Source organism: Parasedimentitalea denitrificans (genome assembly GCF_011813015.1).
GTDB lineage: Bacteria > Pseudomonadota > Alphaproteobacteria > Rhodobacterales > Rhodobacteraceae > Parasedimentitalea > Parasedimentitalea denitrificans.
This window is the reverse complement of sequence record NZ_QHLQ01000009.1, coordinates 52,641-72,448: the sequence shown is the minus strand read 5'-3', so window position 1 is coordinate 72,448 and position 19,808 is coordinate 52,641. Positions and strand designations below refer to the sequence as shown.

Genomic DNA, 19,808 nt, shown 5'->3' with positions numbered 1-19,808 from the left:
AACTCCTAAGTTGTTCAGTCTGTCAGTTGGTCTTTCGATTTGGTCGAAACGGCAGCGGTAGAACCGGGATGCCCTCTTCGATCAAGGCCTTTGCCTCATCCAGCTTCGCTTCGCCGTGAATAGCACGACCGGGTGCGTCACCCTCATACATGGCGCGCGCCTGTGTCACGAAATCCTTGCCCACGTAGTCGGAGTTATCTTCAACTTTACGGCGCAACTCGGCAATCGCCTTTTCCGTCTCAGTGGCAGGTTGGCTTAGCGCACCCACAGTGGACGGCTTGTCGGCAACAGGGTCAGCCCCCTCCGTTGGTCCAGAAGCTTGCGCGGCATCAGCTTTCTCAGGTGTCGCCACATCCGGTTCGCCTCGCCCGGAAACCGCCTTGCGACCGGGGCGAACCCGCGGTGTCATGATCGCCTTTTCGACAGATCCTGTCCCACAAATCGCGCACGAGACCAGACCACTGGCCGACAATTTGTCAAACGCCGCAGCGGATTGAAACCAGCTGTCAAATCTATGACCATCGTCACATTTCAGGGAATATTGAATCATGTACTGCTCTCGCCGTTGCGGAGTTTGATTAAAGCCCTGACCAGCACAATATCAAGTGCCATGCGCCAATTGCTACTCCGCATCAGGGCGAAACTCGTGCAAAATCCGCGCCAACTCGGGTTCATGCACATTTTTGGCCGCCTTCGCGGGTGAAAACCATCGTCGCTGGCGCTGGCCTTGCTCCGGGAAATCATCTGTCATTTCAGTAACCGCAAGTGGGTAAACCAACACAACAATGGACAGCGGCTCTGCACGACCAAGCCATTTTTGATACGAGTACAACCCCTGACACTGCCCTTGCGTTGTTCCGCGCACTCCGGCCTCTTCCCAGGCCTCTTGTGCGGCGGCAGCGGCAGGGGTGCGCCCATCCATCGGCCAGCCCTTTGGTACAATCCAACGCCCCGTCCCACGTGAGGTAACCAGCAGGATTTTGTGTTTGCCCTTTTTATTGACCCGGTAACACAATGCGGCAAACTGCGTGCGAACGTCCCTTTTTTGCGATGAATGTGTAGAGATCGGCAATTGGGTAATCATTGGTCCGGCCTTTAGGAAAAGTCACAGAACACTCAGGCGTGACTCCTCTCTCATGTAAAACATGATGGCCCCTATTTCCAGTGTTGCCCGCTAATTCACGCGCTGTTCACCCCTTGGACACCTCTGGTTGCAACCGCGTCTGCAAGGCATGCACCAGATCGTCATGCGCAACATCCGCATCAATCGCCAACCGCCGAAGGCCAAAGTGAACCTGAGCCATTTGCTGGTAATAGCCAGAGAAAACGTAATTGGTGGTCGCACCGGCCACCGCACCTAATACAGGCACCGCTTGGGCCGCCAGCTTCTGCCCCATAACCACGCCCAACTTCGGCGCGACCTGCGCTATCAGTTTCTGCAACGCCCCACCGGATAGGCTCAGGCGAAGGGTGAGAAAGCCCAGATCAGCGCCATCGTCATGCGCCAGCGGACCTGCCGCAGCAAATACCCGGATACAATCAAAGGTGACATTCTCGGCCTCAGGGTCAAACCCGTTCTCGGCCGCGACCCCCTGTATGGTACGCAGCAAAAAGGCGGTCGTGGCCGGCAGCTCAACCAGCGCACCCGGCAACCCGGCCACACCACCAGCGGCGCCCATTGCGGCACTCATCGCACGATTCACCCCCGGCTTTTGGTCCGGCACCACGCGGCGCGACCGCACCGCAGCCCCCATCGCCAGCTTAAGCGCCTGTTCCGTCGCGCTCCCAAGCCCGGCCTTTACCGGTTCGGGCAGCTGGTCTAACAGGTTTTCGGCCTTGCCACCGACCATGTTCAACAGCTGCACACCAACACCCGCCGCATTGCGATATCGCTCGGCCAAGGCATCCAGTTCGGCGTCAGTTTCTTGCGGGGTAAGAACACGTGTGGGGGATAGAATTTCGGTCAAATCAGCCTCCTCTGTCCGTCAAACATTGGAGTCGCGGCGGCGAATTTCAACCCTGCCAGCGCCGCACGACACCAGAAACACCATCCCAAGCACCCGGTTTCAGCGCAAACCCCAGCACCCTGTCCGGGTTTGTCGGTGGTGGCATTTCCACCCCAGTCAGACGCTCAAAGCCGAACCGTTGGTAATAGGGCGCATCGCCGACCAGCAGCACCCGCGCCCATCCGCTGCTTTCCGCCTTGGCCAATGAATCACGGATCAGCGAGCCGCCCAGCCCCTCGCCTTGGTGTGTGGGGTGAACCGCAACCGGCCCCAACAACAGCGCATCTTGGTCATCGATATGCACAGGCCAGAACCGGATCGCGCCCGCCACAATGCCCAGCTCATCCCGCGCCACCTGGCTAAGCCCCAACACCGGCGGCACATCATCGCGCAAACGATAGGACGACAGCGCCTCACGCCCGGGCGCAAAGCACAGGTCATACAGCGCCTCGACCTCCCAGCGGTCCTGCGGCTGTTCCGCTATCAGCTCGATCACGGCGCACTGCCTCCCGCATCCCAACTCAGACTGGCAATCGCCCTAACACGGGTCTAAGCCTTGGGCAAACACTTGGAGACACGCATGTTCTATCGCCCCGAGCAAGGCCACGGCCTGCCACACAACCCATTCAACGCCATCGTCACCCCCCGCCCCATTGGCTGGATATCCACCCGCTCGGGTGATGGCGTCAACAATCTGGCCCCCTATTCGTTTTTCAACGCTGTTGCCTATGACCCACCACAGGTGATGTTCGCCTCCACCAGCGCCAAGCCGGATCAGGAAGGCACCAAAGACAGCGTCGCCAATATTCTGGAAACAGGCGTGTTCTGTGTAAATATTGTCGAATACGCGATGCGCGACGCGATGAATGCATCATCCGCCGCCCTGCCCCGCGAAACGGATGAATTCGCCCACGCAGGCCTAGAGACTGCGGAGTGCAGCACCATCCCCTGCGCCCGTGTCGCCGCAGCCCCCGCCGCGCTAGAATGCAAACTGACCCAGATCACTACCCTCCCCGGCGAAGCCAACCGGGTAGTGTTTGGCGAGGTAGTCGGCGTGCACATGCGTGATGACTGTCTGGTCGATGGCACCTTTGACGTCACCCGCTATGTGCCACTGGCCCGCATGGGCTACCGCGATTACTCAGCCGTACGTGAGGTGTTCAGCCTGACCCGCCCAGGCGAAACCTAGGCGAAAAACCTATTCCCCACGGATCACGATATTCGGTTCATCCAGACAGAACCCAAGAATGACCGTCAGAGATGTCGGAAATGCGGGGTCGTCAAATACCACCTGAGCCCGCCCCCACTGGCTGCTTGCGGGCTCGTCGCCGTGTGACATGAACGCGGTGCACGCGCCGGCGCCCTGACCGATCCAATATGCCGCGTGACTGCTGCGATCAGAGTAGTTGCCAGCCAACCCCGGAATGATCAACTTAGCAGAATAGGCATCAACATTGGTAAAGGAAAAAATGGCGGCACCGCCCTCTTCCGCCTGATAGACGATTTGCCCCATGTCGCTCGTCCAAACCTCGTCAGCCAATACCGGTGCCGATAACAGGGACAGAACAGCGGCGAAACGAAATGCATTCATGGGAAACTCCTGATCAGATCAATGCAAAAAGGGTGTCATAATTTCGCCAATGAGGATAGCGGCTAGATTGCACTGTTTCAGTGCAGCCGCTGCCCAATTAAGGAGAACCGAGTTATAGCGGCCCTACGACTCCCATCAGTCGTGAACAACATGCCAATCGCGGTCGCCAAATATAGTTTCAGCTTGCCCAGGGATCCCAATCCATTCGACTGCGGCCTGCAGGTCGTCAAATATACGGATTTTCAGCTTCGGCGATAAGTCGGCAAAGCCCATGTACATTCTCGAGATTCCATATGACATTTCAGTAGGCGCAAACAACGCTTGCTTAATCGGCACAGACGCCGTTTCCAGCGTTGCTTTGACCATCGAGCTTTGAGAGAACATGTCAGTAGCTGTCATTTCAGTTGAGATCAGCTTGGACAAATCTGATACGGAGTTTGTGAATGGTCCCACCCCAAACTCCTCAGAAATTTTCCGAAATAACGTAAGTTGTTGCTGATTGGTGCTGCAACCGTCGTACACCGTAAGTATCACGTCGAGAGATGACAGGTAATCGAAGTATACAGTCATGAATTCATCTCTCCGGTCCACTGTTCTTAAGTATTCTGGAAACTCTTAGTGGACATCCGCCCATTGGTCCATTGTACTGATAATCTAGGACGTTAGTGAAAATTCTAAGTGAGGATAAGTCCAACAATGTGGGCAGCTCTGCTTGTATCAAAACCGGGGCCTGAATAGCATTCGAACAATCATGATCAACAAAGGCAAGAAGATGAACAGAAGGCATTTTTCGTTTGGGCTTTTAGCAGGTGTGTCACTAACCGCATGTGCCCCTGCGGGTTCAATTAACAGCAAACCCAGCCTACCAACAATTCCGCTAGGCAAGGCGCTAGTCGTGTTCTATAGGCCCTCTGCATTTGCAGGAGGAGCCATTCGGTTCACTGTAAACCACTCCGAAGGTGTAGTGGGGCAACTGACTAGCGGCTCGGTTCTCTACAAGATCATTGACGCAGGAACCCATACTTTCTGGGCTCAAGCCATTTCACAAGATACAATTACGCTGACCTTAGCTGCCGGGCAGACCAGCTACGTCCGTGGTGATGTTAAAATGGGCCTATATGCCGGGCGACCAACATTTTCACAAGTATCCGAAGCTCAAGCCTTGCGTGAATTGGCTTAGTTTTCTCAGTCCAACAATGGAGGGTATGATGGACAAGAACCTGTAACACACGAAAATTCTCACATTTTTTCAGTACAGGAGGCCTCATGCCTTACGCTCTGCCCGACGCGATCTTCGTCCACCCCATCAACCTGCCTGTTGGGCACACTCATCTCAGCACCGTATGTCTGCGCATCGGCAATACCCACAAGACTTGGAAAAGTACGAGGATAGGACATTCCTAAAATGAAGAAGCTTTTTTCAACGCATTTTTCTTGCTTTATTATGGTCATCGTATTTATTTTTCTACTTTTCACCCTTCCAAAATTGTTTGCCAGCTTCATAGATCCAATATTTTTGGTGGTGGTGTGTCTTGTGGGAATTTTTTATTCCATGCGCAAACTCGGGGAGCATATGGACAAACTCACGGAGCATGAGTGGTGGAATGAGAAATGGCTGAAGTTTGTTTCAAGGTGGTGGTCTTGAGCTATAGGAATTGCAGTTATGATCGCCAGATAGGTTAATCCAAATAAAGGAGGGCATGATGGACCAGAACCTGTAACACATGAAAACCCCCACATTTTCCAGTACAGGAGGCCTCATGCCTTACGCCCTGCCCGCCGCAACCTGCGTCCACCCCATCACCTTGCCTGATGGCCAACCCCACCTTGGCACCGTTTTTTTGACCAATGTCGTGGATCATCCAAAATTTAAGGTTGGCGATTTTACCTACGCCTCAGACTTTACCCCCCCACCTGCGGACGGCTGGGCCAACCATTTGGCACCCTACTTGTTCCCAATGTCCCAAGAGACACTGGAAATCGGACGCTACTGCCAGATCGCCCATGGTGTGCGCTTCATCACCGCCAGTGCCAATCATGCAATGGACGGGTTAACCTGCTACCCCTTTCCCGTGTTCGACCCCGAACAAATGACCGGCTTTCAACCGGACACCCGCGACACGGTGATCGGCAACGATGTCTGGATCGGCTACGGTGCGATGATCCTGCCCGGTGCCCAAATAGGTTCCGGAGCCATCATCGGTGCCGGTGCAGTGGTACGTGGAACCATCCCGCCCTATGCCGTGGTCACCGGCAATCCCGGCACCGTCGCCCGATACCGCTTTGAACAGAATCAGATCGCGCAGCTTCTGGAGCTGCAATGGTGGCACTGGCCCGCAGACAAGGTTGCCAAGGCTCGCCCCGCCCTGCTCAGCGGTGATCTCGACACCCTCAAGGCCCTCACCTGAAGATCGCTGTTTCGGAGCCGCCGTCGCCTGAGTTCTGGCGGATCTGACACAGCGCATCGCTGTTTTGGTGAGCCCAAGCCCCCTCGTCTCTTCAAGCAAAGGGCCGGTCTGAACAAACAGACCGGCCCCTCCACATATTCTAATCAAACAAACCAGTGTGCGCCTTCAGGCGCACTCCGCTGGGTTAAGGGTCAGTGCCCGCCCAAGATGCCTGTCTTAACAGAGTAATCCACCGCAACCGCATATTCCGGGTCATCGTCACTATCGACCATCAGGTGTCCGGCTTTGGTCAGCAACTGATGGCAATCCCGGCTCAAGTGGCGCAGGGTCAACGTCTTGCCAGCGGCTTCATACTTACCAGCCAGCGCTTCAATCGCCTGCAATGCGGACTGGTCAACAACACGGCTGCGGGCAAAATCGACGATCACACGATCTGCATCGTTCTCAACATCAAACAACTCGGCAAAGCCATCGGTCGAACCAAAGAACAGCGGCCCTTCGATCTCATACACGAGCGCACCCTTGTCGCTCTCAGACTCCCGCACATTGGCGTGAATACGGCGCGCGTTGTTCCAGGCATAGGCCAGCGCCGACACAATCACCCCAACAACAACCGCAATCGCCAAGTCGGTCATCACGGTAACAACGGTCACCAGCACAATTACAAAGGCATCGGTGGGTGGCACTTTGCGCATGATCTTTAGCGAGTTCCAGGCAAAGGTCCCGATCACCACCATGAACATCACCCCAACCAGCGCTGCCAGCGGGATCTGCTCAATCAGGTTCGACGCCCACACGATGAACAACAACAGAAACAGCGCAGCAGCGATACCGGCAATCCGGGTACGACCTCCCGAGTTCACGTTGATCATCGATTGACCAATCATCGCACAACCGCCCATGCCACCAAAGAAGCCGGTGACAACATTAGACGCTCCCTGGGCAATACACTCCTGGCTTGTTCCACCACGTTTGCCGATGATTTCGCCTACCAAGTTCAAGGTCAGCAGGCTCTCGATCAGACCAATCGCCGCTAGGATCAAGGCATAGGGCAGGATGATCTGCAGGGTCTCTAGGTTAAACGGAGCCAGCGCCGTGCCGTACAGGCCTACGCCCTCACCAAAGGGGTTGTGGAACGCAGGGAAGCCACCCTGGATTGACGCCATGTCACCAACACGGGGTACATCCAGACCAAAAATGATTACCACAGCAGCCACAATTCCGATACCAGCCAGTGGCGCAGGGATTAGAGACGTGATTTTGGGCGTGCCCCAGATAATCACCATGGTCAGGCCGACCAACCCAAGCATCAGATACAGCGACAGGCCGGACAACCATTCCTCGCCACCCGATCCGGGCACCTTGAACTGGGTCATCTGCGCAAGGAAGATCACAATCGCCAGACCGTTCACAAACCCCAGCATCACCGGATGCGGCACCAAACGGATGAACTTACCCCAGTGCATAACACCCGCAATAACCTGCAGGATCCCCATCAGCACCACAGTGGCAAACAGATACTCCACGCCATGCTGGGCCACCAGCGCCACCATCACAACCGCCAGCGCACCAGTGGCGCCGGAAATCATCCCCGGTCGGCCGCCAAACAGCGCCGTGATCAACCCCACCATAAAAGCCGCGTATAGGCCAACCAACGGGTTCACCCCCGCCACAAAAGCAAAGGCCACCGCCTCGGGCACCAGCGCAAGCGCAACGGTCAAACCCGACAGGATCTCAGTCCGAACACGGGCCACAGACCAGCCCTCATCCTGCATGATACTAAGGTTGGGCGGGGAAATGTGATTGGCCAGCAGGGCCATAGCGGCGCGTCTCATGAAAAATACCTGTCATCGGGGATTGGTGTTCGCTGCCTGCCGTTAGCGGAAAAGTGGCTACCATACAAGACTTTCACCCAACGCTGGTATTGCTTTCCTAAAACACACTCTGCAATGTCACAGCACTCAGGTATAGACCGACACCAAACACTACATGTGTGGTCAGGCTCTGCCGACGAACCTTCCAAGGCGCGGGAGCCAACCGGGCAGCGATGCCCAACCCCAATCCGGGCTGCATGAAAAACCAAGGTAAGATCACCGTGACAGCCCCAAATCCAACGGCCCAGTCCAACCGCGGCTGTTCTATCCAAGTCGGGCCGACCAACTGCGTCAAAGTGGCCGCCAAGCCAATGCCAATAACATAGTGAAATCCCCACCCCAGTGCCTTTTCTCCGGGTATCGCAGCGGCTTCGGCAGGGTAGCGCAGAACAGGGGTACCCATTGTAAAATGGCCCACCCAGCGCCCGACCATTGCCCAGTTCATCATTGGCTGACCTGTCAACTTGGCCCGCAGCAATGCAAACATATCCAGTATCACCGTCGCGCCGATCCCAATCACAACAACCTTCAGCATGATCTCCAAACTCCAGCTCATTTCCTCACCTTTCATTGACCTGAGTTCCAAACAAAGGCATGTCTGCAACTTGAAGCCAGCTTGAGGTCAATATGAATTCTCTGGACATCGGTGAAGTCGCGAAACTCTCGGGCTTCAAAGCTTCGGCGTTACGCTATTACGAGAAACTGGGCCTGATCCAACCCGACAGCCGTAAGGGACTACGCCGCCAGTATGACGACACGGTACTGGACCGTCTGGCCCTTATTTCTATGGGGCAATCTGCCGGTTTTTCTCTGGATGAAATAGGGGCAATGTTTCAAGACAGCGGGCAGTTTGAAATTGATCGTCCGGCCCTGCACGCAAAAGCAGATGAGGTCGAACAACACATCCGTCGGCTTAGGATCCTGGTGCGCGCCCTGCGACATGTGGCCGAATGCTCAGCCCCCAGTCACGCTGAATGTCCTTCATTTCGCAAAATGATGCACGAGGCCCCTCAGTTGGAACCTCTACACAAGAAAAGCTGACCTCTGTAATTCACACTCCCTTGCCAGCCCTTGCAAACATCCTGAAAGCACTGCAAAAAATCACACAACATATCTAACGCGGAGTCAGCCCGGTGACAGAAACATTGATCGGCGTGGTCGGAGGCTCAGGCCTCTATGAAATCGACGGCCTACAGGATGCAGCATGGGTCACTGTTGAAACCCCGTGGGGCGTCCCGTCTGACCAGATTTTGACGGGGGAGCTGGACGGGGTGAAAATGGCTTTTCTACCACGCCACGGCCGCGGCCATGTTCACGCGCCGTCAGATGTGCCCTACCGCGCCAATATCGACGCGCTGAAACGGCTGGGGGCAACAGATGTTATTTCTGTTTCGGCCTGTGGGTCATTCCGCGAAGAGATGGCGCCGGGTGATTTTGTGATTGTCGATCAGTTCATCGACCGAACCGTTGCCCGCGATAAAAGCTTCTTTGGCTCTGGCTGTGTTGCCCATGTCAGCGTCGCACATCCAACCTGCCCACGTTTGGGCGATGCCTGCGAAACGGCCGCGCGCGATGCAGGTATCACTGTGCATCGTGGTGGCACCTATTTGGCGATGGAAGGACCACAGTTCTCAACAGTGGCAGAATCCAAAATGTACCGCGAGCAATGGGGCGCTGATGTCATTGGCATGACCAATATGCCCGAGGCCAAGCTGGCCCGCGAAGCCGAGCTTTGTTATGCCTCTGTCGCCATGGTCACCGATTTTGACAGCTGGCATCCCGACCACGGTGCGGTCGATATCACGGCTATCATTGCGACGTTGCAGGGAAATTCGAGCAATGGTGCCGAACTCGTACGCCGCCTGCCTGCGATACTGGGGCCAGAACGTTCGACCTGTCCACACGGCTGTGACACCGCGCTAGAGTATGCCATCATCACTGCGCCTGAGAAACGCGACCCGGCGCTGCTGGCAAAACTGGATGCTGTGGCTGGGCGCGTATTGGGCTAATCGCGAAATACAAGGATTTGCCGTTGACCTAGCTTCAAAGCGCTGTCTTTGCTGTTCCAGAATCTCTTAGACAGGACAACTTTTATGGACATGAACCTCTGGCTGGCCTTTGTGGCCGCCTCATTGGCACTGCTGCTGATCCCCGGACCAACCGTACTACTGGTGCTGAGTTATGCGCTGTCAAAGGGCCGACAAGTGGCTGTGTCAGCGGCGCTGGGTGTTGCGCTGGGGGACCTCGTCGCCATGACCGCATCGCTGGTCGGACTGGGCGCATTGGTGATGGCCTCTGCTACACTGTTTATGGTTCTGAAATGGGCTGGTGCAGTCTATCTGGTTTGGCTGGGCATCAAACTGTGGCGCAGCGCGTCTAGTGAAGGCGTAACCGAACTCGCAAACACCCGCGATGTTCAGGCCAAAGGCATTTTTGGACATACCGCGATGGTGACTGCGCTAAATCCTAAGTCCATCGGCTTTTTCATTGCCTTTGTACCGCAGTTCATCCGCCCCGAGGGTAGCCTGGCACCGCAGTTTGCCATTTTGATTGCGACCTTCGTGATCCTCGCCGGACTGAATGCGCTGGCCTATGCGCTGCTGGCGGATCGCCTGCGCGGCTGGATCGCGCGCCCTGCCGTGGTGACCAACCTGACCAAAGGTGGCGGCGTTGCCCTGATTGGCATGGGCCTAACCACTGCATTTCTACGACGCCCGGCCTAGGTTCCGGCTTGCATGACGGGCAGAGTTCGGCCAAACCATCTTTGGTTTGGCCGCGCGGGCCATCCCTGTGCCATTTGAGCCGACCATTGAAGAGGCCCCGCCATGCCAAAGCATACCGCCGTCAAAGACTACATTCGCACCATCCCGGATTTCCCCCACGAGGGGATCATGTTCCGCGATGTCACCACTCTGTTTGCTGATCCGCGCGGCTTTCGCATGGCCATCGACCAGATGCTGCACCCCTATGCCGGCATGCGCATCGACAAGGTTGTGGGCCTAGAGGCGCGCGGCTTTATCCTTGGCGGCGCCATTGCGCACCAATTAGGCACCGGTTTTGTACCAATCCGCAAAGCAGGCAAACTGCCCGGCGCAACCCTAAGCCAAGATTACAAACTGGAATACGGCGAAGCTACAGTCGAGATCCATGACGATGCAATCCAACCGGGTGAAAAGATCCTTCTGGTCGACGACCTGCTAGCCACCGGCGGTACTGCCGCTGCGGGTATCAAACTGATCGAACGGTTGGGCGGCGAGATCGTCTCGTGCTCGTTCATCATCGACCTGCCAGAACTGGGTGGCGGCAAAGTCCTGCAAGACATGGGCATGGATGTGCATGTCTTGTGTGAGTTCGAAGGCGAATAACGCCACGGCATTGACGCGAAACGGCTTGCAAGCGGTTTCGCGTCTGACCTAGCGTGCCGGTATGACCACGCCCCAAATCCACGACAGTCGCTACTCTTGGCTCCGCCTGTTTGTCACATTGGCAATTGCCACCGTGGCCAATGTGGGCATGTGGGCCGTGATTGTGATCATGCCTGCAGTCGAGACCGAATTCGGCGCAGGCCGGGCCGAGGCCTCGCTGCCCTATACCCTGACCATGATCGGCTTTGCTTTGGGTAATCTTGTCCTCGGACGGCTGGTGGACCGGTTTGGGGTCACCTTGGCATTGAATGGCGCCGCCCTGATGATTGCAGCCGGGTTTGCCCTGTCGACACTCGCTCCCTCAATCAACATGCTATCACTAACCCACCTGTTGCTGGGGCTGGGAACTGCCGTTGGGTTTGGCCCCTTGATTGCCGATATCTCTCATTGGTTTCTCAAACGGCGCGGTATCGCGGTGGCCTTGGTGGCCAGCGGCAACTACCTGTCCGGCGCCATCTGGCCAACAGCTCTGGCGGATATCCTGGCCAATAGCGGCTGGCGCAGTGTCTACATGACCTTGGCGATGGTCACACTGGCGGTGCTAATACCGCTGTCGCTGTTGTTGCGCCGCCGGGTCCCAACCGAGGCGCACGAGCAGTCAGCAAGGGCATCGGGGAGAATTACCCACTCCACTGGCCTGACACCGCGACAATTGCAATGGCTGCTGGGCGTCGCCGGAATTGCCTGCTGCGTCGCGATGTCGATGCCTCAGGTTCACATCGTCGCCTATTGTGTTGGCTTGGGCTACGGTCCCACCGTGGGCGCCGAGATGCTGTCGCTAATGCTGCTGGGCGGCGTTGCCAGCCGGATCCTATCAGGCCTGCTGGCCGACCGCCTAGGCGGGCTTGTGATCCTGTTGGCGGGCTCTGTGCTGCAATGTATCGCGCTGTTTTTCTACCTCCCCTTCGATGGCATGGTGCCGCTGTACCTTGTCAGCCTGGTGTTTGGCCTAGCCCAGGGCGGTATCGTCCCCAGCTACGCATTGGTGGTCCGCGAATACATGCCCCCGCGAGAGGCCGGCGCACGGGTTGGCTTTGTGATGATGATGACCATCCTAGGCATGGCCTTGGGCGGCTGGATGTCGGGCTGGATCTACGAGGTATCCGGCAGCTACCAACTGGCCTTTATCAACGGCATTTTGTGGAACGGGCTGAACATTGCAATCCTGTTGCTGGTCCTTCACCGCAGCCGCGCAGCAGCGGAACCAGCCCTGTCATAACGACAAGTTCAGATCAGCACCGCCCCTATACCGCCAGAACCGCTCCGGGGTTCATGATACCGTTGGGGTCCAGCGCCTGCTTGATCGCCCGCATCGCTGCCAGCCGAACAGGATCGCCATAACGCGCGACATCCTCGACCTTCATCCGTCCAACGCCGTGTTCGGCACTGATCGAACCGCCCATCTCATGCACCAGATCATGAACCGCGCGCTTTACCGCTGCGCGTTGATCCTCATAAGCTTCACGTGATTTTCCATGCGCCGGGAACACGTTGTAATGCAGGTTGCCATCCCCAAGATGACCAAAGCAGTTGACGCGATAATCCCCCAACGCTGCAAGCACCTCACCGCCGCGCACAATGAAGTCCGGGATCGCCGACAATGGCACCGAAATGTCATGACTGGACACCGACCCAATCAACCGGTTCGCCTCGGGGATCTGCTCACGTACGTTCCACAGCTCTTGCCGCTGCCCCTCGGACTGGGCAATCACCCCATCCAGCACATACCCGGCCTCCATCGCCGCTTCAAACAGCTCGGCCAAGGCCATCTCGGGATCGGAACCCCGGCTTAGCCCCAACTCAACCAGCACACACCACTCCGGCCGCTCTGCAAACGGCTGTCGCAATTGCGGCAACTTCTCATTCAAGAACTCCAGCCCCTGACGATGGATCAGCTCAAAGGCACTGACACCTTCCCCCAACTGATCCCGCGCCAGTGAAAGAAGAGCCAGCGCCGCCTCAGGCGACTGCACCACCAACATGGCCGTCCCCCTTTCAGCCGGATTCGGTGACAGCTTCAGCGCTGCAGCGGTGATTACACCCAATGTTCCCTCAGCACCGATCAACAGCCCGCGCAGGTCATAGCCAGTATTGTCCTTGCGCAACCGGCTTAGCCCATTCCAGATCTCCCCATTGGGCAGAACTGCCTCCAGCCCCAGACACAGCTCGCGGGTATTGCCATAGCGCAGCACATTCACCCCGCCCGCATTGGTCGACAGGTTACCACCAATCTGCGCCGATCCTTCCGAGGCCAGCGACAAAGGAAACAACCGCCCAGCCTCTTCAGCCGCTGCCTGTACATCAGCCAGAATCGCACCGGCTTCGGCGACCAACACATTCTCCTGAGGATAAACCGCACGCACCGCGTTCATGCGCTCCATTGAAATCAACAGTGGCGACGGTCCCTCTACATTCACCTGACCGCCAACCAGCCCAGTCCCGCCACCATAGGGAACAACCGGCACACGGGCTGCATTTGCTTCACGCACCAGCACTGCAACCTGCTCGGTGTTCTGCGGCAGCGCCAGCACCCCGGCCTGCCCATGATAGCGCCCCCGAGGCTCCTCAAGATACCTCGGTTCGACCTCGCACAATACGCCCTCGGGCAATACGCGGTTCAAACGGGAAACAAAGGCGGGATCGGCAGGGGTCAATGTCATGCCACATCCATGTCCAATCCCGGCCCAACGTGCAAGCCCTGTCACTCTTCGGCGCTTAGATACTCTGGGCGCAGAACCCATACAGTTGGACGTGCCGGTAGCTCTCTGAGCGATACCGTAAGCGACGACTCGCCCGTATCCTTCACATCGAACACTGGTCCAATCCCAGTCAGAAACCGCTCCAGCGAAGCATCCGAAAACCAATGCATTGGCAGAACGACCGAGGACCGTAACCGGTGTAGAACCGTAATCATCTCTGACAGCGGCAAGGTCCGCCCGCCATCCACAGGGGCCATCACCACATCCATCCGCCCCAATGCCGCGTATTGAGCAGGTGTCGGGATGTGGTGCAAATGACCCAGATGGCCAATGCACAGCCCAGCTACCTCAAACACAAAGATCGAATTTCCCTCGGCCTCAGCCCCGCCATAGGGCGAACGGATGTCGGTCGACACATTCCGAACCAGCATCTCTCCCAGATCCAGATGGTGATCAATACCCAGACCAAAACTGCCCCAACCGCGCAACACATGCGGAATGGCTGGATCGGGAAACTCGGTATAATGCGTGTCATGTGCGTGGTTCATGGTGACCACATCCGGAATCACCGGCGCGGTGCCTATGAACCCGGTAAAATCCGTAACGACATTCAGCCCGCCCGCAGTTTGCAGCAAAAAACTGGCATGGGCGATATAGCGGATACGCACTTGGTCTTCCGGAACAGCATCACGCCAACTCGCTTTTTGCACATAAGCGATGCCCGGCGTTGCATCCGCCAGGGCAATACAATGGGTAGGGCGTCGCTCCTGCCCAAAAGCGGACGACACCAACAACGACAGAAGAAAACAAACAACATACCAGCGCATACAGCAGAGTTAGCTCATCTGCCCAGTCCGTCACCCTATGATGATTGGCAAAGGTCAAAGCCAAAGAATCCGCTCTTCATCTGGCCAAAAATATCCCGGGGTCTGGGGCAGAGCCCCAGCACGACCGCAAGACGATCACCCCGCCTCAGTCCGCCCCCGGCGATCACTGCGCAGAGACGCATATAGCACATGCGTGCGCCAGCGGCCATTGATCTGCAGATACGACTGCGCGACGCCTTCGTATTTAAACCCAGCGCTTTCCAGCAACCCGCGCGACGGCTTGTTCTCTGGCAAACAGGCCGCCTGAATGCGGCTCAGGTCCAGCTTGGTGAAAGCATAATGAACCACCGCGCCAATGGCTTCGCGCATATAGCCATTTCTGGCAAAGGGCATCCCGGTCCAATAGCCCAAAGTCCCATCTTGCGCCGGGCCGCGGCGGATATTGTCCAGCGTAATCGCGCCAATCAGCACCTGATCTTCACGGCGACACAGGAACAACGGCAGCGCAGTACCGCCACTTACTGAGCGCTGAGCCCAGTACACCCGGTTGGTAAAGGCTTTGCGCGTCAGATGATCCGCTGCCCAACTTGGCTCCCACGGGGTCAGATAGGCCTGACTGTCCTGCCGCAATCGCGCCCAAGCGTGAAAGTCAGAATGCACCGGCGGCCGAAGTGTCAGCCGCTCGGTTTCAATTCGGACTTTTCGTTTCGACAGCAGCATCAAGCCGAGCGCCTCTCCTGCAGCTGAGACAGGCTGGGCGCCTGCGACACCGGCCCGTACAGGGCTAGCGCGGCTGGGGCCTGTGTTGCCATTGTCTCGGCAAATTCACGCACATCGCCGGTTGTCACCGCATCAATACGCGCCACGGTGTCACTCAGCGGTGGCACTTTGTCCCAGATTTGCACCAATCGTGCCAGACGCTCTGCCCGGGTCGAAGGGCTTTCCAACCCCATCAGCATCCCAGCTTTCATCTGTGCCCGCGCCCGGGCCACTTCTTCAGGCCCCATATCCTCGGCGGCCCGTTTCATCTCGTCGATGGTGATCTCCGCCAACTCACCCAACTGACCAGCCGAGGTGCCAGCATAGATGGTCGTCGTGCCAGTATCGGCGTAGGCACCCGTTTGGGCAAAGATCGAATAACACAACCCGCGCTTCTCGCGGATTTCCTGGAACAACCGACTGGACATGCCGCCGCCCAAGGCGCTCGAATAGATCTGCGCCGTGTAGATCGCATCATCACGATAGCCGGGGCTTTCAAGCGCCAGCGCAAAATGCGCCTGCTCCAGCGATTTCTCCTGCCGCGCCTCACCACCTGTGAACCGGGCCAGATCCACCAGCTTGCTGTCACGCGGCTCCAGATGGCCAAACAGCTTCTCTGCAGCTTTGACCAAGGCATCATGATCCACTGCACCAGCCGCCGACAGGATCATCTGTCCGGGGCCGTAGTGCTCGCTGACAAAACCAGCCAGATCATCGCGGCTAAAGGCGCTAACCCGTTCCGTTGGGCCCAGAATGGTGCGGCCCAGCGGCTGGTTGTGATAGCTCTCTTCCTGCAACCAATCAAAGATCACATCATCCGGCGTATCCAGCGACTGACCGATTTCCTGCAGAATCACCCCGCGCTCGATCTCGATCTCTTTGGGATCGAACACCGGGTTCAGCACGATATCGCTGATCACATCCAACGCCAGCGGCACGTCATCCTGCAATACCCGCGCGTAATAAGCTGTCACCTCACGGCTGGTATAGGCGTTGATATAACCACCAACGTCTTCTATCGCCTCGGCGATTTGCAAAGCCGACCGGCTTGCGGTGCCCTTGAACGCCATATGCTCAAGAAAATGGGCAATGCCATTCTGCTCAAGCCGCTCATGACGACCGCCTGCGGTTACCCAGATACCAATGGACGCAGATTGCAGCCCCGGCATGTTTTCAGAAACGATACGAAAGCCGTTAGCCAGCTGGTCTTGTTGAACAGTCAATTCGATATGTTCTTTCTGATGTGCTCTTCGAGAGTCGTTAGGTCATTGGCGATCCGGGTCACCCGTTCTGATCTGTCATACAGATCCGCCATGTGTGTGGGAAGAGGCGGATGAATGCCACAGGCATCTTTCACTGCAGCCGGGAACTTGGCCGGGTGTGCTGTCGCCAAGGTAATCATCGGCACCTCTGATACGCGATGTTCTTCAGCAACCTTAACCCCAACAGCGCCGTGTGGGCACAGCAGATCGCCACTGGCGGCCAATTGGCTCTTGATCGTGGCCAAGGTTTCGTCTTCGGAACACCGGCCTGACTTGTAAGTTTCGGCCAGTGCCTGCATCGCCCCCTGCGACACGTCAAAGCCACCGTTCTTCAGCTCGTCCATCAATTGTGACACAGCACCTGCATCCCGATCATAGGCAAAATACAACGCCCGTTCAAAGTTCGACGACACCTGAATGTCCATCGAAGGCGAGATCGACGGGATCGTTTCACCCTTGAAATACCCCTGCCCGTCCAGACAGCGATGCAGAATGTCGTTCTGGTTTGTGGCTACAACCAGATCCTCAACCGGTAGGCCCATCTGCTTGGCGATGTAACCCGCAAAGATGTCCCCAAAGTTGCCTGTCGGCACGGTAAAGCTCACCTTGCGGTGCGGCGCACCCAGCGACACGGCGGACGAGAAGTAATAGACTACCTGCGCCAACACGCGCGCGATGTTGATTGAATTGACCCCGGCCAGCTTCACGCCGTCGCGGAAGTCAAAATCGTTGAACATGTCTTTGACACGGGCCTGACAGTCGTCAAAATCCCCATCCAGTGCCAGCGCATGCACATTGGCATCCGCCGGAGTGCTCATCTGCCGACGCTGCACCTCGGACACCCGGCCATGTGGGTACAGTATGAACACATCCACATTGCTCAGCCCCTTAAAGGCCTCGATCGCGGCAGACCCGGTATCGCCCGAGGTCGCACCAACAATCGTCACCCGCTCATCCCGCTTAGCAAGCGCAGCCTGGAACAACTGACCAATCAGCTGCATGGCAAAGTCTTTGAACGCCAGCGTCGGGCCGTGAAACAGTTCCAGCAGGAAATGGTTCGGAGCCAGCTGCTTTAGCGGGGCTTGGGCTGCGTGGTCAAAGCTGGCATAGGCCTTGGCGATAATGTCGCGGAATTCGTCGTCGGTGAAACTATCACCTAAGAACGGCCGCATCACTCGAAATGTGGTTTCCTCGTAGCTCAGGCCGGACAGCGCCGCGATGTCATCGTGGCTCATCTGCGGGATCTCATCCGGGACATACAGCCCGCCATCGCGCGCCAGGCCACTTAGCATGGCATCTTCAAAACTCAGCTCAGGCGCTTGGCCACGGGTAGAGATGTATTTCATCACGTTAGCTCTCGATTTTGGCGCGAACGCCACAGGAAGTAAGCAGTCATCGCGGCCCAGATAAAGGCCAGCGAAAACCAGGTGATCGCATATTGCAAGTGGTCATTGGGGATTGACGCCGTGTTGACCGGCATTGGTATGACAAAGCTGCCATTCACGGGGTGATCATTCAGCACCACCATGATCGGCAGGGTATTCAGCGCAGCCGACATTGCATCGACATCACGCGCATACCAGATGTTCGCCGCGATTTCGGCTGGCGGAGTGTAGCTGTCAGTTTCGTCAGGCCAGTGCAGATTGCCAATCAGCTCGACCTTGCCAGTGTTCAGCACAGTGTTCTTTGCCGCGGTTCGAATAAAGCCACGGTCAACAAGTATCCGGCGGCCATCATCGGTGACAAATGGAACAATGACCCGATAGCCCGGCCCCAGACTGCGCGTCGAAACCAGTACATGCAGTCCGCCTTCAACCAGTTCCCCAACCAAACGCACCGGCATGTACTTATCCGCTACGGGATCAGGGTTCTCTGGCAACGACACAGGCTCGCCGTCCACGCGAGAATCGATGATGTCCAGAATCTGCTGCTTCCAGGCCATACGTTGGACCTGCCACATGCCGAGGCTCAGCAAGACGGCAAGCCCCGCCACACCAACTACAATCAGAAAGATCAGACGCCGCATCACAGCCCCTTGCCAACAGAAAAGCGCGCGGAGCATCCCCCGCGCGCTGTGCTTGATACTCTGTGCCTGCAGTTTTTCAACTGCAAACATGTACCCATTACATTCCGGCAGTGCCCCAGAGGTACACAGCGAAGAACAGGAACAGCCAAACAACATCAACAAAGTGCCAGTACCAGGCAGCAGTTTCAAAACCGACGTGCTGCTCAGGAGTAAAAGCACCCTTCATAGCGCGGATCAGACACACGATCAGGAAGACAGTACCCAGCAGCACGTGGAAACCGTGGAAGCCGGTCGCCATGAAGAAGTTCGAGTAGAAGATATCGCCACCAAACTCCCAGCCTTCGTGGGCCAGAACTTCGTAGTATTCAAAGCCCTGCAGCGCAGTAAACGCAACGCCGAAGGCGATACCGATAGCCAGCCCCTGAACCAGTGCCTTGCGGTCATTTCCGTGAACCAGCGCATGGTGCGCCCAAGTTACAGCACAGCCCGACAGCAACAGGATCAGTGTGTTGATCAGCGGCAGGTGCAGTGGGTCAACGATGTGGATATCCGGCTGAGAATACACTGTGTAGGTATAGTCCTGCATCGGATAGATCGCGTGCTTGAAGAACGACCAGAACCAAGCAAAGAAGAACATGATTTCGGACATGACGAACAGGATAAAGCCGTAGCGCAGGCCAATCCGCACAACCGCGGTGTGGTCGCCGATGTTGCTCTCAACGGTCACTTCGGACCACCAGGCGAACATGGTGTAAAGCACACCCAGCAGGCCGCCCCAGAACATCCATGCTGTAATACCGTGCATCCACAGCACGGCGCCGAACAGCATCAGAAAACCGAACAACGCGCCCAAAAACGGGAGGATTGACGGTGGAAGAATATGATAGTCGTGATTTTTAGCGTGCGCCATTTAAGTGTCCCTCACCTGCCG

At 56.9% G+C, this 19,808-nt stretch carries 24 protein-coding genes; 8 read left to right on the top strand and 16 right to left on the bottom strand.

Annotation, left to right across the window (positions count from 1 at the left end):
• Positions 1–22: 22 nt before the first annotated feature.
• The 4 genes from DL239_RS10850 to DL239_RS10835 form a co-directional block, all read right to left on the bottom strand.
• Positions 23–550 carry a DUF1178 family protein gene (locus DL239_RS10850; RefSeq protein WP_167684119.1) on the bottom strand — a complete coding sequence of 176 codons (528 nt, stop codon included), beginning with the start codon at positions 548–550 and terminating at the stop codon, positions 23–25.
• A gap of 72 nt (positions 551–622) precedes the next feature.
• A complete protein-coding gene (locus DL239_RS10845; RefSeq protein WP_167684118.1) occupies positions 623–1,084 on the bottom strand; it encodes an NUDIX hydrolase in 462 nt (153 codons plus the stop codon).
• 106 nt (positions 1,085–1,190) lie between these two features.
• A complete protein-coding gene (locus DL239_RS10840; protein WP_167684117.1) occupies positions 1,191–1,967 on the bottom strand; it encodes an EcsC family protein in 777 nt (258 codons plus the stop codon).
• A gap of 46 nt (positions 1,968–2,013) precedes the next feature.
• Entirely contained in the window at positions 2,014–2,502 is a 489-nt protein-coding gene (locus DL239_RS10835; protein ID WP_167684116.1) for a GNAT family N-acetyltransferase, read from the bottom strand.
• Between the two features lie 84 nt (positions 2,503–2,586).
• Here DL239_RS10835 and DL239_RS10830 point away from each other — a divergent pair, with 84 nt between their 5' ends.
• Positions 2,587–3,195 (top strand): flavin reductase family protein, encoded by a 609-nt coding sequence (locus DL239_RS10830; RefSeq protein WP_167684115.1) that lies wholly within the window; start codon positions 2,587–2,589, stop codon positions 3,193–3,195.
• Positions 3,196–3,204: 9 nt separating this feature from the next.
• Here DL239_RS10830 and DL239_RS10825 read toward each other — a convergent pair whose 3' ends face one another.
• Positions 3,205–3,597, bottom strand: a complete 393-nt coding sequence (locus DL239_RS10825) for a hypothetical protein (RefSeq protein WP_167684114.1) — start codon at positions 3,595–3,597, stop codon at positions 3,205–3,207.
• A 135-nt stretch (positions 3,598–3,732) separates the two neighbouring features.
• Positions 3,733–4,167 (bottom strand): hypothetical protein, encoded by a 435-nt coding sequence (locus DL239_RS10820; RefSeq protein WP_167684113.1) that lies wholly within the window; start codon positions 4,165–4,167, stop codon positions 3,733–3,735.
• Between the two features lie 181 nt (positions 4,168–4,348).
• Between DL239_RS10820 and DL239_RS10815 the strand changes: the two genes are divergently transcribed.
• On the top strand, positions 4,349–4,777 hold the full coding sequence (locus DL239_RS10815) for a hypothetical protein (protein ID WP_167684112.1): 429 nt from the start codon (positions 4,349–4,351) through the stop codon (positions 4,775–4,777).
• 59 nt (positions 4,778–4,836) lie between these two features.
• Here DL239_RS10815 and DL239_RS10810 read toward each other — a convergent pair whose 3' ends face one another.
• A complete protein-coding gene (locus DL239_RS10810) occupies positions 4,837–5,100 on the bottom strand; it encodes a hypothetical protein (protein WP_167684111.1) in 264 nt (87 codons plus the stop codon).
• A gap of 257 nt (positions 5,101–5,357) precedes the next feature.
• Between DL239_RS10810 and DL239_RS10805 the strand changes: the two genes are divergently transcribed.
• Positions 5,358–6,005, top strand: a complete 648-nt coding sequence (locus DL239_RS10805) for a CatB-related O-acetyltransferase (RefSeq protein WP_167684110.1) — start codon at positions 5,358–5,360, stop codon at positions 6,003–6,005.
• Between the two features lie 191 nt (positions 6,006–6,196).
• On the opposite strand, the gene DL239_RS10800 is transcribed toward DL239_RS10805, so the two are convergent.
• Both DL239_RS10800 and DL239_RS10795 read right to left on the bottom strand, forming a co-directional pair.
• Positions 6,197–7,840, bottom strand: coding sequence for a SulP family inorganic anion transporter (locus tag DL239_RS10800; protein WP_167684109.1), 1,644 nt, complete (start codon positions 7,838–7,840; stop codon positions 6,197–6,199).
• Positions 7,841–7,937: 97 nt separating this feature from the next.
• Positions 7,938–8,435, bottom strand: coding sequence for a DUF2938 family protein (locus DL239_RS10795; protein WP_167684108.1), 498 nt, complete (start codon positions 8,433–8,435; stop codon positions 7,938–7,940).
• A 71-nt stretch (positions 8,436–8,506) separates the two neighbouring features.
• Between DL239_RS10795 and DL239_RS10790 the strand changes: the two genes are divergently transcribed.
• From DL239_RS10790 to DL239_RS10770, 5 genes are all read left to right on the top strand, one after another.
• The gene (locus DL239_RS10790) at positions 8,507–8,920 is read left to right on the top strand and encodes a helix-turn-helix domain-containing protein (protein ID WP_167684107.1); all 414 of its coding nucleotides are present in this window, start codon (positions 8,507–8,509) and stop codon (positions 8,918–8,920) included.
• 92 nt (positions 8,921–9,012) lie between these two features.
• The gene (locus tag DL239_RS10785) at positions 9,013–9,888 is read left to right on the top strand and encodes an S-methyl-5'-thioadenosine phosphorylase (RefSeq protein ID WP_167684106.1); all 876 of its coding nucleotides are present in this window, start codon (positions 9,013–9,015) and stop codon (positions 9,886–9,888) included.
• A gap of 84 nt (positions 9,889–9,972) precedes the next feature.
• A complete protein-coding gene (locus tag DL239_RS10780; RefSeq protein ID WP_167684105.1) occupies positions 9,973–10,602 on the top strand; it encodes a LysE family translocator in 630 nt (209 codons plus the stop codon).
• Between the two features lie 102 nt (positions 10,603–10,704).
• Entirely contained in the window at positions 10,705–11,244 is a 540-nt protein-coding gene (locus DL239_RS10775; RefSeq protein ID WP_167684104.1) for an adenine phosphoribosyltransferase, read from the top strand.
• 61 nt (positions 11,245–11,305) lie between these two features.
• Entirely contained in the window at positions 11,306–12,523 is a 1,218-nt protein-coding gene (locus tag DL239_RS10770; protein ID WP_167684103.1) for an MFS transporter, read from the top strand.
• Positions 12,524–12,548: 25 nt separating this feature from the next.
• Here the strand turns inward: DL239_RS10770 and DL239_RS10765 are convergent, their stop codons facing one another.
• The 7 genes from DL239_RS10765 to DL239_RS10735 form a co-directional block, all read right to left on the bottom strand.
• Positions 12,549–13,964, bottom strand: coding sequence for an FAD-binding oxidoreductase (locus tag DL239_RS10765; protein ID WP_167684102.1), 1,416 nt, complete (start codon positions 13,962–13,964; stop codon positions 12,549–12,551).
• A gap of 41 nt (positions 13,965–14,005) precedes the next feature.
• Positions 14,006–14,830, bottom strand: a complete 825-nt coding sequence (locus tag DL239_RS10760) for an MBL fold metallo-hydrolase (RefSeq protein WP_167684101.1) — start codon at positions 14,828–14,830, stop codon at positions 14,006–14,008.
• Between the two features lie 135 nt (positions 14,831–14,965).
• Positions 14,966–15,550 (bottom strand): GNAT family N-acetyltransferase, encoded by a 585-nt coding sequence (locus DL239_RS10755; protein WP_167684100.1) that lies wholly within the window; start codon positions 15,548–15,550, stop codon positions 14,966–14,968.
• On the bottom strand, positions 15,550–16,812 hold the full coding sequence (locus tag DL239_RS10750; RefSeq protein WP_167684099.1) for a M16 family metallopeptidase: 1,263 nt from the start codon (positions 16,810–16,812) through the stop codon (positions 15,550–15,552). The genes DL239_RS10755 and DL239_RS10750 overlap by 1 nt, the downstream gene beginning before the upstream one ends.
• Complete coding sequence (gene thrC, locus DL239_RS10745; RefSeq protein ID WP_167684098.1) at positions 16,809–18,197, bottom strand: threonine synthase; 1,389 nt, start codon at positions 18,195–18,197, stop codon at positions 16,809–16,811. Before thrC ends, DL239_RS10750 begins: the two co-directional genes overlap by 4 nt.
• A complete protein-coding gene (locus DL239_RS10740) occupies positions 18,197–18,877 on the bottom strand; it encodes an SURF1 family protein (RefSeq protein WP_167684097.1) in 681 nt (226 codons plus the stop codon). The genes thrC and DL239_RS10740 overlap by 1 nt, the downstream gene beginning before the upstream one ends.
• 97 nt (positions 18,878–18,974) lie before the next feature.
• Positions 18,975–19,787, bottom strand: a complete 813-nt coding sequence (locus DL239_RS10735; protein ID WP_167684096.1) for a cytochrome c oxidase subunit 3 — start codon at positions 19,785–19,787, stop codon at positions 18,975–18,977.
• Between the last annotated feature and the right edge of the window lie 21 nt (positions 19,788–19,808).

What these genes read in the sequence shown, in the direction of transcription:
- DL239_RS10825 (WP_167684114.1), bottom strand. Translation starts at nt 3,597, where the DNA reads ATGAATGCATTTCGTTTCGCCGCTGTTCTGTCCCTGTTATCGGCACCG.
- DL239_RS10830 (WP_167684115.1), top strand. Translation starts at nt 2,587, where the DNA reads ATGTTCTATCGCCCCGAGCAAGGCCACGGCCTGCCACACAACCCATTC.
- DL239_RS10800 (WP_167684109.1), bottom strand. Translation starts at nt 7,840, where the DNA reads ATGAGACGCGCCGCTATGGCCCTGCTGGCCAATCACATTTCCCCGCCC.
- DL239_RS10740 (WP_167684097.1), bottom strand. Translation starts at nt 18,877, where the DNA reads ATGCGGCGTCTGATCTTTCTGATTGTAGTTGGTGTGGCGGGGCTTGCC.
- DL239_RS10775 (WP_167684104.1), top strand. Translation starts at nt 10,705, where the DNA reads ATGCCAAAGCATACCGCCGTCAAAGACTACATTCGCACCATCCCGGAT.
- DL239_RS10765 (WP_167684102.1), bottom strand. Translation starts at nt 13,964, where the DNA reads ATGACATTGACCCCTGCCGATCCCGCCTTTGTTTCCCGTTTGAACCGC.
- DL239_RS10805 (WP_167684110.1), top strand. Translation starts at nt 5,358, where the DNA reads ATGCCTTACGCCCTGCCCGCCGCAACCTGCGTCCACCCCATCACCTTG.
- DL239_RS10735 (WP_167684096.1), bottom strand. Translation starts at nt 19,787, where the DNA reads ATGGCGCACGCTAAAAATCACGACTATCATATTCTTCCACCGTCAATC.
- DL239_RS10755 (WP_167684100.1), bottom strand. Translation starts at nt 15,550, where the DNA reads ATGCTGCTGTCGAAACGAAAAGTCCGAATTGAAACCGAGCGGCTGACA.
- DL239_RS10795 (WP_167684108.1), bottom strand. Translation starts at nt 8,435, where the DNA reads ATGAGCTGGAGTTTGGAGATCATGCTGAAGGTTGTTGTGATTGGGATC.
- DL239_RS10810 (WP_167684111.1), bottom strand. Translation starts at nt 5,100, where the DNA reads ATGAAGCTGGCAAACAATTTTGGAAGGGTGAAAAGTAGAAAAATAAAT.
- DL239_RS10770 (WP_167684103.1), top strand. Translation starts at nt 11,306, where the DNA reads ATGACCACGCCCCAAATCCACGACAGTCGCTACTCTTGGCTCCGCCTG.
- thrC (WP_167684098.1), bottom strand. Translation starts at nt 18,197, where the DNA reads ATGAAATACATCTCTACCCGTGGCCAAGCGCCTGAGCTGAGTTTTGAA.
- DL239_RS10850 (WP_167684119.1), bottom strand. Translation starts at nt 550, where the DNA reads ATGATTCAATATTCCCTGAAATGTGACGATGGTCATAGATTTGACAGC.
- DL239_RS10760 (WP_167684101.1), bottom strand. Translation starts at nt 14,830, where the DNA reads ATGCGCTGGTATGTTGTTTGTTTTCTTCTGTCGTTGTTGGTGTCGTCC.
- DL239_RS10815 (WP_167684112.1), top strand. Translation starts at nt 4,349, where the DNA reads ATGATCAACAAAGGCAAGAAGATGAACAGAAGGCATTTTTCGTTTGGG.
- DL239_RS10790 (WP_167684107.1), top strand. Translation starts at nt 8,507, where the DNA reads ATGAATTCTCTGGACATCGGTGAAGTCGCGAAACTCTCGGGCTTCAAA.
- DL239_RS10780 (WP_167684105.1), top strand. Translation starts at nt 9,973, where the DNA reads ATGGACATGAACCTCTGGCTGGCCTTTGTGGCCGCCTCATTGGCACTG.
- DL239_RS10845 (WP_167684118.1), bottom strand. Translation starts at nt 1,084, where the DNA reads ATGATTACCCAATTGCCGATCTCTACACATTCATCGCAAAAAAGGGAC.
- DL239_RS10820 (WP_167684113.1), bottom strand. Translation starts at nt 4,167, where the DNA reads ATGACTGTATACTTCGATTACCTGTCATCTCTCGACGTGATACTTACG.